8 protein-coding genes are annotated in these 14,916 nt (G+C 53.2%); 6 read left to right on the top strand and 2 right to left on the bottom strand.

Annotated elements, in window-relative coordinates; translation table 11 throughout:
• Position 1: 1 nt before the first annotated feature.
• From QVZ43_RS11770 to QVZ43_RS11785, 4 genes are all read left to right on the top strand, one after another.
• Positions 2-6,442, top strand: coding sequence for a non-ribosomal peptide synthetase (locus QVZ43_RS11770; RefSeq protein WP_302910091.1), 6,441 nt, complete (start codon positions 2-4; stop codon positions 6,440-6,442).
• Between the two features lie 82 nt (positions 6,443-6,524).
• Positions 6,525-7,331, top strand: a complete 807-nt coding sequence (locus QVZ43_RS11775) for an alpha/beta fold hydrolase (protein WP_302910092.1) — start codon at positions 6,525-6,527, stop codon at positions 7,329-7,331.
• Entirely contained in the window at positions 7,324-8,181 is an 858-nt protein-coding gene (locus QVZ43_RS11780) for an alpha/beta hydrolase family protein (protein WP_302910093.1), read from the top strand. The genes QVZ43_RS11775 and QVZ43_RS11780 overlap by 8 nt, the downstream gene beginning before the upstream one ends.
• A 292-nt stretch (positions 8,182-8,473) precedes the next feature.
• A complete protein-coding gene (locus QVZ43_RS11785; protein ID WP_302910094.1) occupies positions 8,474-10,027 on the top strand; it encodes a golvesin C-terminal-like domain-containing protein in 1,554 nt (517 codons plus the stop codon).
• A gap of 15 nt (positions 10,028-10,042) precedes the next feature.
• Here the strand turns inward: QVZ43_RS11785 and QVZ43_RS11790 are convergent, their stop codons facing one another.
• Entirely contained in the window at positions 10,043-11,236 is a 1,194-nt protein-coding gene (locus QVZ43_RS11790; protein ID WP_302910095.1) for a DegT/DnrJ/EryC1/StrS family aminotransferase, read from the bottom strand.
• Positions 11,237-11,258: 22 nt separating this feature from the next.
• On the bottom strand, positions 11,259-12,392 hold the full coding sequence (locus tag QVZ43_RS11795; RefSeq protein ID WP_302910096.1) for a glycosyltransferase family 2 protein: 1,134 nt from the start codon (positions 12,390-12,392) through the stop codon (positions 11,259-11,261).
• 380 nt (positions 12,393-12,772) lie between these two features.
• On the opposite strand from QVZ43_RS11795, the gene QVZ43_RS11800 reads away from it, so the two are divergent.
• Complete coding sequence (locus QVZ43_RS11800) at positions 12,773-13,801, top strand: polysaccharide deacetylase family protein (RefSeq protein ID WP_302910097.1); 1,029 nt, start codon at positions 12,773-12,775, stop codon at positions 13,799-13,801.
• Positions 13,798-14,910, top strand: a complete 1,113-nt coding sequence (locus tag QVZ43_RS11805; protein WP_302910098.1) for a glycosyltransferase — start codon at positions 13,798-13,800, stop codon at positions 14,908-14,910. The genes QVZ43_RS11800 and QVZ43_RS11805 overlap by 4 nt, the downstream gene beginning before the upstream one ends.
• Positions 14,911-14,916: the final 6 nt, after the last annotated feature.

The following is a 14,916-nucleotide window of genomic DNA, read 5'->3' on the forward strand; positions in this document are numbered from 1 at the left end:
TATGAACAGCGCCGTTTTCAAGTACGACAAACACCATGATCCTTTCCAGTTTGGCGAACTCGAGTGCACCGTCGAGAGCACCGAGTCCCAGCGGGAAGTCTGGCTGGCGGCCCAGTTTGGCGAAGACGCCAGTGTTGCATTCAATGAATCCGTGTTTGTCCGACTTCAGGGAACCCTGAATCAGGCAGCCCTCGAAAAAGCCCTGCAAGACCTGTGGTTCAGACATCAGTCGGTACGAGGCTGTTTCAGCAATGATGGCGAGGAAATGGTGGTCTACAAAGACCGCCCTGCGCCCATCAAGGTGTACGATTGTCGCCCACTGAGCGACGAAAACACCACGCTGCAGGTCAGCGACCTTGCGAGTAACGCGGTCACAGCCCCCTTCGATCTGTTCAATGGCCCCCTCGCCCAATTCGATGTCATTCTTTGCAGCGAAACAGACACGCGGGTGTTATTGACCCTGCACCACTCTGTTTGTGATGGATGGTCTCTTTACGTCCTGGCCAGCGAACTCGGCAAGCTGTACTCGGCCCGCTGCACCGGATCTTCAGTCCCGAATTTGGAACCGGCGCCTCTTTTCAGCGACTACGCGGCCTGGGAGCGCAGTCCCGAAACACAGCCCCTGCGCGAACAGAGCATTGCCTACTGGACACAACGGTTTGCACACGGAATTCCCGCTCTGGATCTGCCTTACGACCGGCCCAGGGCCCCCAGCAGAAGTTTCCGTGCTTTTCGGCTGGATAAAGAACTTCCGCTGCCTCTCCTTGGTGAACTGAAAACGCTGGCTGCCAAAAACAGGAGCACCCTCACAACCACGCTCATGGCAGCGTTCGCGGCCTACCTGAATCGAGTTTCAGGCTGCGAAGAGATTGTCCTGGGGATACCGTTTGCCGGACAGATGGCCAAGGAAGAGCATGAGCTGATTGGTCATTGCGTCAACATTATTCCGCTGCACATCAGCGTATCGTCCAGCGATACCTTTGAGTCCCTGCTGCACAAGGCACAGCAAAACATGCTGGAAGCCTTCGAGCACCAGTACCTGACGTATGGCACATTGCTCAAGACACTCGGTGCCACCCGGGATCCATCAAAGCCGCCGCTGGTGTCGGTACTGTTCAACGTCGATCAGTCCAACGAATCCGACTTTGAGTTCGCAGGACTGGATGCGGTGTTTGAATCCAACCCCCGGGTATCCGAAAACTTTGACATCAATTTAAACATCACGCTGTCCGACCGCGATGCGGTCATGGAGTGCACACACAACCTCCACCTTTGGGACACAGAGACCATCGATCGCCGTATGGGTGAGTTTCTGCGCCTTCTCGGCCACGCTGTTTCCGAGCCAGAAGCCACCATAAGGCATCACGACCTGATCAGCGACGCAGACATCGCCCTCTATCAACAGTTATGGGAAGGTGTAAGGCGCCCCTATAGCCTTGGGCAAGCCAGCCTGCATGGTCTTATTGAAGACGCTTCCGACCAGTTCCCGGATCGAACAGCGCTGGTCTTCGAGGGAGAGCAGCTTACCTATCGTGAGCTCGACGAACGGGCTAATCAGCTTGCACATTGGTTGATAGATCGCGGCGTGCGCGCCGAAACCATCGTGCCGGTGCTGATGGAACGGTCCATGGAAATGCTCATCGCGATCAACGGCATTCTGAAGGCAGGCGGTGCCTACCTCCCGCTTGATCCTGATCATCCTCATGATCGGCTCAAATTCATTGTTGATGAGGTTCAGGCAGAGCTGGTTCTGACTCAGTCGGCTCAGGCCGAAAAGGTCCCCCAAGGCATTAAGACTGTTGCACTGGACACGCCACCGGCAAGCCTCGTTGACTGTCCCGTCAGCCGACCCGGAATCGATTACTCTCCCTCTCAGCTCGCGTATGTGATCTACACCTCGGGTTCAACCGGCAACCCCAAAGGCGTCATGCTTGAGCATCGTTCGATCTGCAACCACATGCTGTGGATGCAGGAAGCGCTGCCGTTGAACGAATCCGACGCGGTGATGCTGAAAACGCCGTACACCTTTGATGTTTCCCTTTGCGAGCTGTTTGGCCCCCTCATGTGTGGCAGCAGGCTGATCATTGCCCGGCCCGGCGGACACAAAGACCCCCACTATCTTGCCAGTCTCGTTAATGAAGAAAAGATAACCCACATCCACTTCGTACCCTCCATGGCGTACCTTTTCCTGGACCAGTACGGCCAGGCCCAATGCCCCAGCCTTAGACGTTTTGTCTTGACCGGCGAAGCGGTCAGTACCGAGCTGGAAGCCCGTTTTTCAGAGGCATTCCCAAAGGCAGAGTGCTGGAACCTGTACGGACCAACAGAAGCAGCCGTTCACGCCAGCCTATGGTTGTGCGGTCAGAAGCAATCTACTCACACAGTGCCAATAGGCACGGCCCTGTCCAACACTCGCCTTTACGTCGTGGATGACGATATGCGGCTCCTCGCCCCGGGTCTGGTTGGTGAACTCCTGATTGGGGGCGTGCAAGTCGCAAGGGGCTACGTAAACCGTCCGGAGCTCAACGCCGAGCGGTTTATCCGAGATCCGTTCAGCGATGAGCCATACACAGCCTATCGTACGGGCGATCTGGTAAAAATGCGCACCGATGGCGTCCTTGAATATCTTGGCCGCAACGACTTCCAGATCAAGCTTCGGGGACTGCGGATCGAGCTGGGGGAAATCGAATCCATCGTTCTTACCTATCCGGGCGTCACCCAGTGTGCGGTTTTAGCGCGGGAAGATCGCAAGAACGACCAGCGCCTGGTCGCCTACATCGTATCGAAAGATGAGTTGGCAGATGTCCTGCCACAGCTCAAAGCTCATATGGGCCGGCAGTTACCCGACTATATGATTCCGCAACACTTCGTTCAGCTGCCGACCCTGCCACTTACGTCCAGCGGGAAAGTGGATCGTAAGGCACTTCCCGCGCCCAAAATCGAAGCGCTGAACAGCGATACCTTCGAAGCACCGGAATCGCAACTTGAGGTAGAGCTGAGCAGGATCTGGAACGATATTCTGGGAACGCCGGAAATCAGTGCATCGGCCAACTTCTTTGACCTGGGAGGGCACTCGCTTCTGGGTACTCAGATGCTCGCCAAGGTTAAAAGTCAATTTGGCGTGAGCCTGGGGCTGGGAAGGCTGTTCGAAGCACCGACCATTCGCGAGATGTGTCGCGTCATTGAATCAGAGCGCGTGAACGTCGAGGAAGTACCACCCATCGTCAGGCATACGGAAAACACCCCGGTACCTGCCATCCACCAGCAGCAGGTCTGGTATCTTTACGAAAAAATTGTCCCGGATTCCTATGCCTTCAATCTGCCAGCCGTATTTCGACTGCAGGGGCAGCTGAACACCGAAGCACTGGGGTTGGCGCTGAACAAAATTCTTCAACGCCATGAAATTCTGCGGTCGAATTTCGTAGAACTGGATGGTGAAGTTCACATCGTTGTGGATGAGGACAGGCGGATTGATTTAAAACCACTCCCACTGTCCCACTACAACGCAAGCGACCTGGATTCACTGGAAACGGCATTAAGAACAGAGGTTGCCGAGCCGTTCAACGTCTCTTCCGGCTCCTTGTTCAAGGCATCACTGATCGAAGCAGACTCCCAGGACTACATCCTGTTTTTCCTGATCCATCACCTGGTATTCGATGGCTGGTCTTTTGATTTGCTGCTGAAGGAGCTCTGCACTCTCTACAACGCCTTTGCAAAGGATCAGGCCAATCCCCTGCCCGACTTGCCGCTGCAGTTTAACGACTTTGCACTTTGGCAATCCAACTGGTTGCAAAGTGAACGCCTCGAAGAACACCTCGACTACTGGAAAGAAACGCTCTCCGGAGAGTTGCCCGTACTGAATCTGCCAACCGACTTCGATCGCCCAAGCCAACAGCCCCACCGCTCGGAAGGCATCAAGTTTGATATTGATCAGACCAGTGTGGAAACACTCGAAGCGCTCGCTGCGCGACACCAGACCACGCTGTTCATGGTTGTCATGTCGCTATACGTTCACATGCTGCACCGCTACAGCCGGCAAAACGAAATCATCGTGAATGTGCCGGTATACGGACGACATCTGGATGAGTTCAAGGGTCTTATGGGGCCGATGATCAACGTTCTTGTCTGCCGTTTCAGATTAGCGGGTTTACAGTCCTTTGATGGGTTAGTACGCCATGTAAAAGACACCATACTCAGTGCCATGGAGCATCAGTTCGTTCCTTTTGACCTTTTGGTGCGTACCATAAACCCCCACCGTGATACCTCTCGAAATCCCATCGCACAGACCCTGTTCAACTATCAGGATGTGCGAAACCGACAAGACGAGATGGATGGTATTCAGCGCACCCAGATAAACCTCGACAGGGAAGGTGTGGAAACCGATCTCGATGTCTGGTTCAAGCGGCACGCCAACGGTATTCAATGCGGATTTGAGTACCCGGTCGCCTTGTTCAACCGCGCGACTGTAGAGGGCTTTGTGATAAGTTTTCAGGAAAGCATCACAGCGCTTCAGGAGCAAAAGGAAGGCTTCGATCTTGTTGCAGGCGCAACCCAGGACGAGCAACGGATGATCCAGAACTGGAACAACACCTACGTCGAACAGCCCTTCGAGAATGGATTTTTATCTCAGTTCGACCATCAGGTTGCAGAGCACCCGGACGACATTGCCTGCATTGATGCCGACGGGGAATACGCCTATCGCGAATTCGATGAACGATCCAACAGGTTAGCAAGGCACTTTTCATCCCAGGGAGTTCAGGCCGGCGATGTCGTGGCAATCCTTCTGGATCGTACGGTTGAACTGCCACTTACCATTCTTGCCCTTTGGAAGCTGGGAGCCTCATACGTTCCGCTTGACGCGCTCTTTCCTGTCGAGCGAGTAAAAGCGATCCTTGGCGTCGCAAATGCACATCATCTGATTAGCGTCACCCACTTTGATAGCGTGGTAGGGGCGCATGAAGGAACCACCATCCTTCTCGACCAGGATCAGGACACGATAAATAACCAGAGTTCGGATAAGCTTCCGGTTACCCTGAAACCTGACCAGCTGGCCTATGTGATATTCACCTCAGGTTCCACGGGCGTTCCCAAAGGCGTAGAGATTAGCCACGAAGCCCTGAGCAACTTTCTAAAAGCGGTTGCTGAGAAACCAGGGCTTACGTCAGAAGATCGTCTGCTGGCCATCACCACCCCGGCTTTTGACATTTCCATATTGGAACTATTTTTGCCGCTGGCTGTTGGCGCAAAGCTGGTCATTGCCTCTAGCAGGCAAAACAAAGATCCTCATCAGCTGCTCTCCCTGATCACTCAGCATTCAATCTCTGTGCTACAGGCAACGCCAGCGACCTGGCGCATGTTGGTTAATGCCGGCCTGGCAACGGAGACACCACTGCGGGGCCTGATGGGTGGTGAAAAACTGCCCCCGGATCTGGCATCAGCGCTGCTCACCTGCAATGTTGAGCTCTGGAACATGTACGGCCCGACTGAAGCCACCGTGTGGACCAGTTGTTACAGAGTGCACCTCCCGGACGAGCAAAGCACCCCACGAGTACTGATTGGACGTCCGCTTGCAAACACCCAACTCTATGTTCTTGATGAAGAAGGTACCCCCTTGCCTCCCGGTGTGTATGGAGAACTGTGGATCGGCGGGCTGGGCCTGGCGAGGGGCTATCGGGGCAATCCGGAACAAACTTCTGAACGTTTCGTGCGTTTCCCGGATGGCCGGAGACTCTACCGAACCGGGGACTTTGCACGCTGGACCATGGACGGCCAACTGGAGTTTGGCGACCGTTTCGACAATCAGGTAAAAATTCGCGGGTTCCGGATTGAGCTGGAAGAAATCGAAATCCAGTTAAGGTCACACCCCGATGTCGCAGATGCCGCTGTCGTAGTTCAGGATCTGGGCGTGGATGACCAGCGACTCAGCGCCCACATTGTCTATCAGGGCGAGCAGCAGCCGACAGGCAGCGAACTTCGTAAACACCTTCGGAATTATTTGCCGGATTACATGATCCCTCAACAATTTGTAACTCACGAGGAACTACCGCTGCTTCCGTCCGGTAAGGTCAACCGTAAAGCTCTCGCGCAAACCACCAGCGTGGTTGAGGCCCGCAAACCTGAACGTCCACCAACGATCACTGAGCAGAAGCTTATTGATATCTGGACGGCTCTGCTGAAACGGGAGCACGTGACCATCGATGACCAATTTCTGGATGTTGGCGGGCATTCACTGCTTGCGCTGAAGGTCATCGTAGAAATCGAGAAAACGTTTGGTGTCAGCCTCATGCCTCAGGATTTGTGGGTCAATACACTTGAGCAGCTGGCGAACCTGGTAGAACAAAAAGCGGTGCCCAAGGAAGCGATTGATAAGGATGCGCCCCCCGACGCTAAACAAGAGAAAAAGTCCGGCCGCTCGGTATTTCAGCGGCTTTTCGGCTCATAATTCAAACGATTTGCGACTACGATAGTGATATCGAGGTCTACTTACGCAGCAGTTCAGGGTAGACGTTTGCAGGGAGAATCGATTGGAAGCGTTTTTTTTTGGACCATCACAGAGCTATCTGCTGGGCGTTTATCACCCCAGAAAAACAGGTCATCTTGATGAGGGGGTTGTCCTCTGTAATCCATTTGGACAGGAGTACTTGCGTGCCCACAAGTCGATTCGCAGGCTGGCAATAAACCTGAGCGAGCTTGGTTATCCCGTTTTGCGATTTGACTATCGCGGCACAGGAGATTCTGCAGGAAATCTGTCCGATGTAACGGCCGACGAGTGGGTCGAAGATATAGGCCATGCCATCCAGGAGCTTCGGGACATGGCAGGCGTCTCCAGAGTAGCGCTCGTAGGACTTCGTCTTGGGGCCATACTCGCAGCCAGGGCCGCCATCGAAAGCAATGATGTCTCCCGACTAATCCTCTGGGACCCGATCACAGACGGTGAAGGATACCTTGAGGAGATAAAGACTGCCGTCGCAAACGCTCAGAAACTGGGAAGTCGTTCGAAAATACTGACACCAGACGGGACCATTCATTTCAATGGTTTCTCAATGCCCAAGGCCTTCCAGAACTCTCTTGAGGCACTCAGTTTGGGTGAACTGGCTCAAGATATTGCCTTTCCCATCGCTCAGTTCGTTTCCCACGAAACGGATGAATTTGCCAAAATTCAGAGGCAGCTGGATCATAGAAAAATGTTCTACTCCGAGCTCGCACCGGCTCCGCACGACTGGAATTACGTTGACCATGTCGGTGGAATCTTGTGGCCAAAGCCTGTTATCGACGCGATCGAGCGTCATTTCAGCGCGACGACCCAGTACGAGATGACACACTATGCGTGAACAAGTAGTGATGGTTGGTGACGACCGCCCTCTTGTCGGCGTTTTCTGTGAACCAAAGGCCGGGGAACTTGCCGATCCCAGAACCGCCGTAATACTCCTGAACTCGGGCGTCATTCACCGTGTCGGCTCTTGTCGTCTGACGGTGACTCTGGCCAGAGCGATATCGGAACGATCCGGGTTGAGCACGTTTCGCTTTGACTTTTCCGGTATCGGTGACAGCGAACCCAGACGAGGCACGCTAACCGCCGACCTGGCGGCTGTTGAGGAAGTTCAGGAAGTGATGAACTACCTCTCCAACTGGAAACAGTTCGACCGTTTTATTCTCTACGGCCTTTGCTCTGGCGCATTTGCCGCCTACCGGACAGCACTGGAGGACCCTCGGGTCGTTGCAACAGCTCAATTGGATGGTTACTGCTATATGACGACCAAGAGTTACCTGATTCACTATATTCGACGGTTGCGCTCACCGGCACGATGGCTCAAATTCGTGCTACGGAAACTCGGTCTGCTTGAGCAGAAACGGGGTGCCGACTTGTCTGGCATCGATGAGCGCTATTTCGAGGTGCCGGACTTCGCCAGTTATCCGCCCAAAGCAGAGGTGGCTGAAGGCCTGGAGAAGCTGAACCAGAGGAATCTCCAGATGTTATATGTATTTATGGGGAATGAGCATTACCGGTATCCCGAGCAGTTCTCCGATTGCTTCAGCTCCGTTCGCTTTGGCGACAATCTGAAGGTTATCCATCGCCCCCAGGCAAGCCACATCCTCTCGGAACCGCACGATCGTCACACGGTCGTTGATGCTATCGTTGACTGGGTCAGAACGACTTCAAGAGCACTACCTTCCGCGTAATCCGATAGATACTGCCAGCAGACCTTCCCTCGCCCCTTCGAGCCGTTGTTGATTGGTTCAATTCACTCCCTACGCTTTTAGGGGTCTTCCTGCCTGTCCCACATTTCCTTCAGCCCGGCAACTGAGGATCAACAGCACAGCGTGGGCGTTACACGTTAAATACTATTTTTTTATCAACACGAATTTTATAAAAGCAGAAAAACTAAACTGCCAAGTGCTTTATCACCCCCATATGCCATGCTTTTGATGTTCTGAATATCTATACAGATTAATCCGGCTCGAGGCTTACCAGATGGCCAGGAATAAGAATCTTTTGCTTCTGTCGATATCGAGCTCGTTCGTTGTCGGTTGTGCGACCCAGATGCCAGAAGAGCTCGAAGAACTGGAGCCAACAGCAAGCGGCTTTCCCGAGCACGTTATTGATCGGGACGATATAGGATTCTTTTCCGATGGCGACTGGCGGGTTTCAGATTCCATTTCTGGATTCCAGGGCAGTGACTACCTGATTGTCGGGCCGGGAACCGGGGCCAACACTGCAACATGGAACCTCAATATCATTCGTCAGTTCGATGTCTACGTTAAGTGGACATCAACCCCCCGCCGAGGCTCAAACGTAAAATATACCGTTCACTATTTAGACCAGGCCAATAATCTGGTGACCGACACTGTTGTGGTTGATCAGCGAGAGAACGGCGGGGAATGGTTCAAGCTGGGAACCTACAAAATGTCTACCCTTACCGGCCGCGTAACCACCAACGACGATGCAGACGGATGGGTGGTAGCCGATGCGGTTCTTTTTCAGGAAATCGGTGTTTCCGGTGGCGACGATGTAGCCGACACCACGGGGGATTCCGATGGCGATGGCATGAGCGATGAATGGGAAGTCCAGTATGGTTTCGATCCCGTCGATCCATCCGATGCAACTCTGGATTCCGATGGCGATGGTCTTTCAAACCTCGATGAATTCCTTGCACTGACGAGTCCAATCTCCCTGGACACTGATGGGGATGGCATTTCAGATGGTTATGAGGTTGAAAACGGACTCAACCCAACAGCTGATGACGCGGCCGAAGACTCGGACGGTGATGGATTTACCAACGAGCAGGAGTTCGCCGCTGGAACCAACCCGAACGATGGCACTAGCCTGCCAGACGCAAATACCGTCATTCTTACCTGGACTACCCCCACCCAGCGGACCGATGGCAGCGCGCTTGCCGAAAGCGATATCGCGCAATACGAGCTGTCGTATCAACCAATGAGCGCCACGTCCTCATCGGAAGAAACAGTGGTGGACAACGAGTCCGATGCCTTTATCACTTACGGCGGCGGCAGGACGTCGAGCAGCTACGAAGGTTTCATCGGAGCAGACTACTTCCTGATGAATCCGGGCAGTGGTGAAGTTATCGCAGAATGGGCGGTTACCAACCTCGCGGTCGGAGTGAGCTACGATATTTATGCACACTGGGTATCGTCAGGATTGCGTGCCTCAAACGCGACTTACCAGTACACATTCACCAATAACGAGGGACAGGAGAGCACCGGAAGCGCAACTGTGGATCAGCGGGCTAATGGCGGATCCTGGCAGGAAATTGGCTCGTTCACGACCAGTGATGGCCAAATCGTGATCAGAATCGACAATGACGCAGATGGCTATGTAGTGGCTGATGCCATTAAATTGACCCCCGCAGCTGCACCGGAAACAACAGAAACGATTGATGCTGATGGAAACAATTCCTATGTCGTAAGGAATCTGAATTCAGGCCAATGGCAGTTCAGGATCAGGGCGATTGATACGGAGGGCGTTGCCGGAGAGTTTTCGGAACCAAAGACTCGCACGGTAGAATAAAATCCAATGGAGTACCTATGACACCCGGTCAGCCTCACTTGCCCAGTCATCCGAGTACAGCTTTTTCATTATCTTTACGATCTTATGAATATCCCCAGGACGCACATCTTCGTGGCACGGGAGGGTCAGCAGACGAGAGGAGAAGTCTTTCGCAACCGGGAAATGAGCGCTCTCAAAGAAACCCTCAAGTCCTTCAAGCTCGGGGAGAATTGCACCGTAAAAATTAGTCGCTCCGATGCCGGCACGATTGAGCGCTAACTCGGCATGCTCCCGGGCAGTGCTGCTTGGTGCAAGCAAAGCGATCCTGACCCGTGGCACCGAACAGCCAGGATGATCCATTCTTTTGCAATCGCTCCCTAGCAACCGCCAGCCATTGTCGCATAGCTCATCTAACTCTTTCCGATACAGGTCGCCCAGATAGGGCCTTTGAAAAAAGTATTGGATACCTGCAAAAAGCAGTGTGTCAGACAAGATGGCCCGCCGGATATAAGGGCACTCCTGATAGCGCGTCTGGCCAATGTGCAAAAAAGGGACCTTTTCAACGGCCCAATAGGGCAATCGCATCATCAGCCAGTTAAACACTAAGCGTTTGAATCGCCATAATATACCGACCGATTTGGCCAGAGAGGGTGTGTTACCCAGAGCCTCCTTTACCAGCGGCTGAAGTTTCCTCTGATAGATCAAGGCCCCCCCACCCATCAAATTGATCGGCTTCCCCCGGCCAAAACTCAGAACGATGGCATCCGCATGGGAAAACGTAATGCCGGACGGAGGAAAACACTGGGCCGAATCTTCTATCAGGAAAATCTCCCGCTCTCGACATATTTCGGACAAAACCTTTAACCGCTCGGGCACCCCAAGGAATCCAACAGCGACAACGGCTACACAGCCAGGGCCAATAGCGTGACAGAGCCGGTTATCATCCATTTGCGCCGTATTCGACAACAGATCGACAAGGACTGGTTTTGCCCCCTGGGCCACGACAGCCGCGACCAGATCCGGACAACCATAAGCAGGCAAAATCACCTCCGGCGCGGAGATATCCCGTTTCTTTGCGATGGCAATGGCTATCGATAAGGACAGAGCCTGGGTACCATTTTCCAGAAATTCAGTCAGGTAACCATTAATCGCCCACGGATACCTGAAGTTGCTGGGGACCGGTTCAGGGCGTGGAACTCTGCTACCGACCGGCCTGACTTTACTCATCATATTATTGGCTTCTCCTTGCCTGTCAGCGCTCGGACGGTGTCCAAACCGTCATTCGCTTGCCCCCCATAAAGGAAACCGTTGCATGCGCTATAGCAATGTTTACCTGAACGAAGAAATACGGGATCTTGATCAGAGTCTGCTGCCGGACGCCTGGTATCAGGCGACCCGTAAGCACCAACGAATAGAAACCAATCTGTGCCAGTAACACCAATAAGTAGAACCAGCCGGCCTTAGCCAGCACTATGGAGGTAGCCAGTAAAAGGATTTGAAACCAGGGCACAGCCCAGCGCATCACTTTGTGGCCAAAGACCTGAAACGAGAACATTCCGTACCTAAACGGATTCAGAACGTCGGGATGTCGGGTTAAAGCGGTCAGCCCCCGAATCACCGTCCGGATCTTTCTCTGATACTCTTTTGTCGAATCACTGACATCCTGATAGAAACCGAGAACATCTGGTGCAGTCACTGCCACCAAACCCCTCCGCGCACAGTTAAGGGCGGTATTGAAATCACTCGGTGAGTAGATGTCCCAGTTTTCCTCGCAGACCTCTCGTCGAGCGGCAAAAAAAGACCCGGACAGCCCTACAATGCCATTTCTATCGGACTCAAGGCGGCGCAACCACATTTCATAGCGTACGTAAGCGCCCTCGCCCACCACACTGCCATCACGGCTGAGGAACCGGTCCTCACTGGATACAGCCCCGACCATCGGATTTTCAAAATAACGAACCAAGTTGCGGATTCCGTCCTCGGGAATAGCCGTGGCTACGTCTGAGAAGACCAGAATGTCACCGGTCGCCCTTTTAATGCCCTGCAATTGCGCGTGCTCTTTCCCCTTCCTTTCTTCAGCACGAGCAAGGAGGACCCCCTGAGCCGAATAATCGTCCACGATCTGGTCTGTCGCATCAACGGAAGCGTCGGATGCAACAATGATTTCCATATTCGGATAATCAAGTTTGAGGCAGTTTTCAATCTTGTCGCGAATTCGGAGTTCCTCATTGTGTGCGGTAACAATGAGGGAAACCCTGGGCAAAGAGGAACCAGCCCCGCTTGATGCCAGTTTATTCCGCTTTGGAATAAACAACAGAACCAAAGGATAAATGAAGTAACTGTAAACAACGCCAATGAGTGCTGTCCAAAACAGGATCACCGTCATAACCGACCATCCATGCGAGTGGTTCTACCCGGTTACTGCGGACACTTCTGAAAGACGCGCAATGTGCGGAAGTAATTTCGTGACGAAATACCCAAACTATAGACCAGATTTCAGGCCCGGCCATGAGCATTTCAGACTCAATTAAGGATTTTTTTAGAAGTTTAGTAGCCCGGGGTGCCAGATCATAAGGTCAGCGAGTCTTGGAGCACGGTCAGAGCTCGATCAGAGCCTGACTGGATCTCAAGAGGCAGCCCGCTCATCAGAATGGGATACCCGGCGATAATGCAAAGTACGGGATTGGCTGATAGATTGATGGGTACTGGCTTTAACGGGACGCTACAATCAAATAAAGCCGTAGAGACTATCAAGGAGGCATGGTCTTGGCCCATCTAAGAGCTGGTCTGAAATATATCGCCACGGCCATTCTCGCTGTGATCACGTGGTTCAGGATAAAACTATCTTTCAGGCCCTCGCTTATTATCCTGACCTACCACAGGATTTTGCCTCAGGACCACCCTGACCGTAAACTTGAACAACCTGGGATGGTGACCACCCCCTCGGCTTTACGAGATCACATTGGCATCATGCGCTCCATTGGCGCAGAGCCGGTCCATCTCGATGAATGGCTTGCCAAAAAGCGCAAAGGCGAACAGCTCCCCCCACTCGCTGTTTCATTCACCTTTGATGATGGATGGCGTGACAACTTTCAGTTCGCGTATCCGGTTCTGAAGGAAACCCGTACGCCCGCAACCATTTTTCTTGTCACCAAGCTTCTGGACTCGGATCGAACATTCTGGCCTGAAGCCGTCCTGCATTTGCTGACCTCAACAGGAATTCCCAAAGGCAAGGCTGAGTTTCAGTGGCTGATTCCTTTTTTACCCAAGAGGGCTATATCCAAAGCCCCGCTCTCCCTGAACGAGGCTGACCAGGTTATCAATCGCCTCAAAGAGCTTGATGATCAGGCCATTATCAGCCATTTGAAGTTAATTGAAGACTCGGGCCTGATGCCAGAGTCCCCAACATCCGAAAAGCGTTCTATTCTCTCAAGTACTGAGTTGAAGGAAATGGCTGCGGAGGGTCTCGTAAAATTCGGGGCCCATACCCGCCACCATTACAGACTGAATCGTTTGAACGATCTTTCTGCCCTGGAAAATGAGATCAGGGGTTGCCATAACGATCTCAAGTTAATCAAGGAAGGCGCCGTGTCGATTTTCTGCTATCCCAACGGAGATATCACACAACAGGGAGAACAACTCGTTCAGTCGTGCTTTGACGCCGCCTGCACCACCAAGACTGGCTGGAACCGCTCTGACCGCAACCCTTACGACCTTCATCGTTTTAATCTGCACGACGGCAATAGCAGCAATGGGCGAAAACTTCTTGCAACCCTCGGGCGAGGCATCGTATGAGCAGCGGGGCAAGCAGAACCGTTGTTACCCAGATTGTTTCAGGAGATCTGTGGGCAGGTGCTGAAGTCCAGGTATTCAACCTGTGCAAGGCGCTTCTGGCTACGAACACCGTGGAGGTTACAGCGGTCGTCTTTAACGAGGGTGTTCTGTGCAAAAAGCTCAGAAATCTCGGTATCCACGTTGACGTAGCCGATGAAACGAATCTAAGCGCCCTTCAAATGATCGGCGCGATCCGAAAACACTGCGAGCAACACAACACCAGAGTACTCCACACGCATGGCTTCAAAGAGAACGTCCTGGGAATCGCCGCAAAGAAACTCGCCAGAGTACCCCGATCTATAAGGACCGTTCACGGCAATCCTGAAAACCAGATCACGCCTGCCCAGCCGCTGAAATGGCTCGTTCAAAACATCGATCACTTGCTCGGACGAACCATGCAACAAGCCGTCATCGCCGTATCTTCCCAGCTTGAAGAAACCCTCACGCCAATGTTTCCCGGCAAAGTACACAAAATATTCAATTTTATAGACATCGACACAATTCGCGAACAGGGCGCTGTAGAACACACATCGGCTCATCAGGAACCGAAAGTGGGCCTGGTTGGGCGCCTTGTACCGGTAAAGCGAGTGGATATTTTTCTACAGATGATTCGGCAGTTGAACCAACGAGGCATACGCTGCAAGGGCATCGTTATCGGATCGGGCCCCCTTGAGCCGGAGCTCAAGGAGATGGCCAGCAACCTGGGAATAACCAATCACATCGAGTTTCGCGGTTTCGTGGAACCCGTGTACCGGGCCCTTAAAGACCTGGATGTACTTGTCATGCCGTCGGACCATGAGGGCTTGCCGATGGTCCTGCTCGAGGCTCTTGCACTTGAAATCCCGATCGTTGCACATCGGGTAGGAGGCATCCCGGAGGTACTGGCAGACGGGCACTGCGGATGGCTCGTGGAAGACCACTCACCAAGGGGGTATGCAGCGGCGGTTACCGAAGTACTGAACGATGAGAGCGAAAGAACGACCAAATTAGATGCAGGACTTTCCCGCGCCCACCGCCTGTTCGGTGCGGAGGCCAACGTCAAGTTGTATGAGGAGCTGTATGGAACATAGTTGTCT

Source organism: Marinobacter suaedae, from assembly GCF_030519635.1.
GTDB lineage: Bacteria > Pseudomonadota > Gammaproteobacteria > Pseudomonadales > Oleiphilaceae > Marinobacter > Marinobacter suaedae.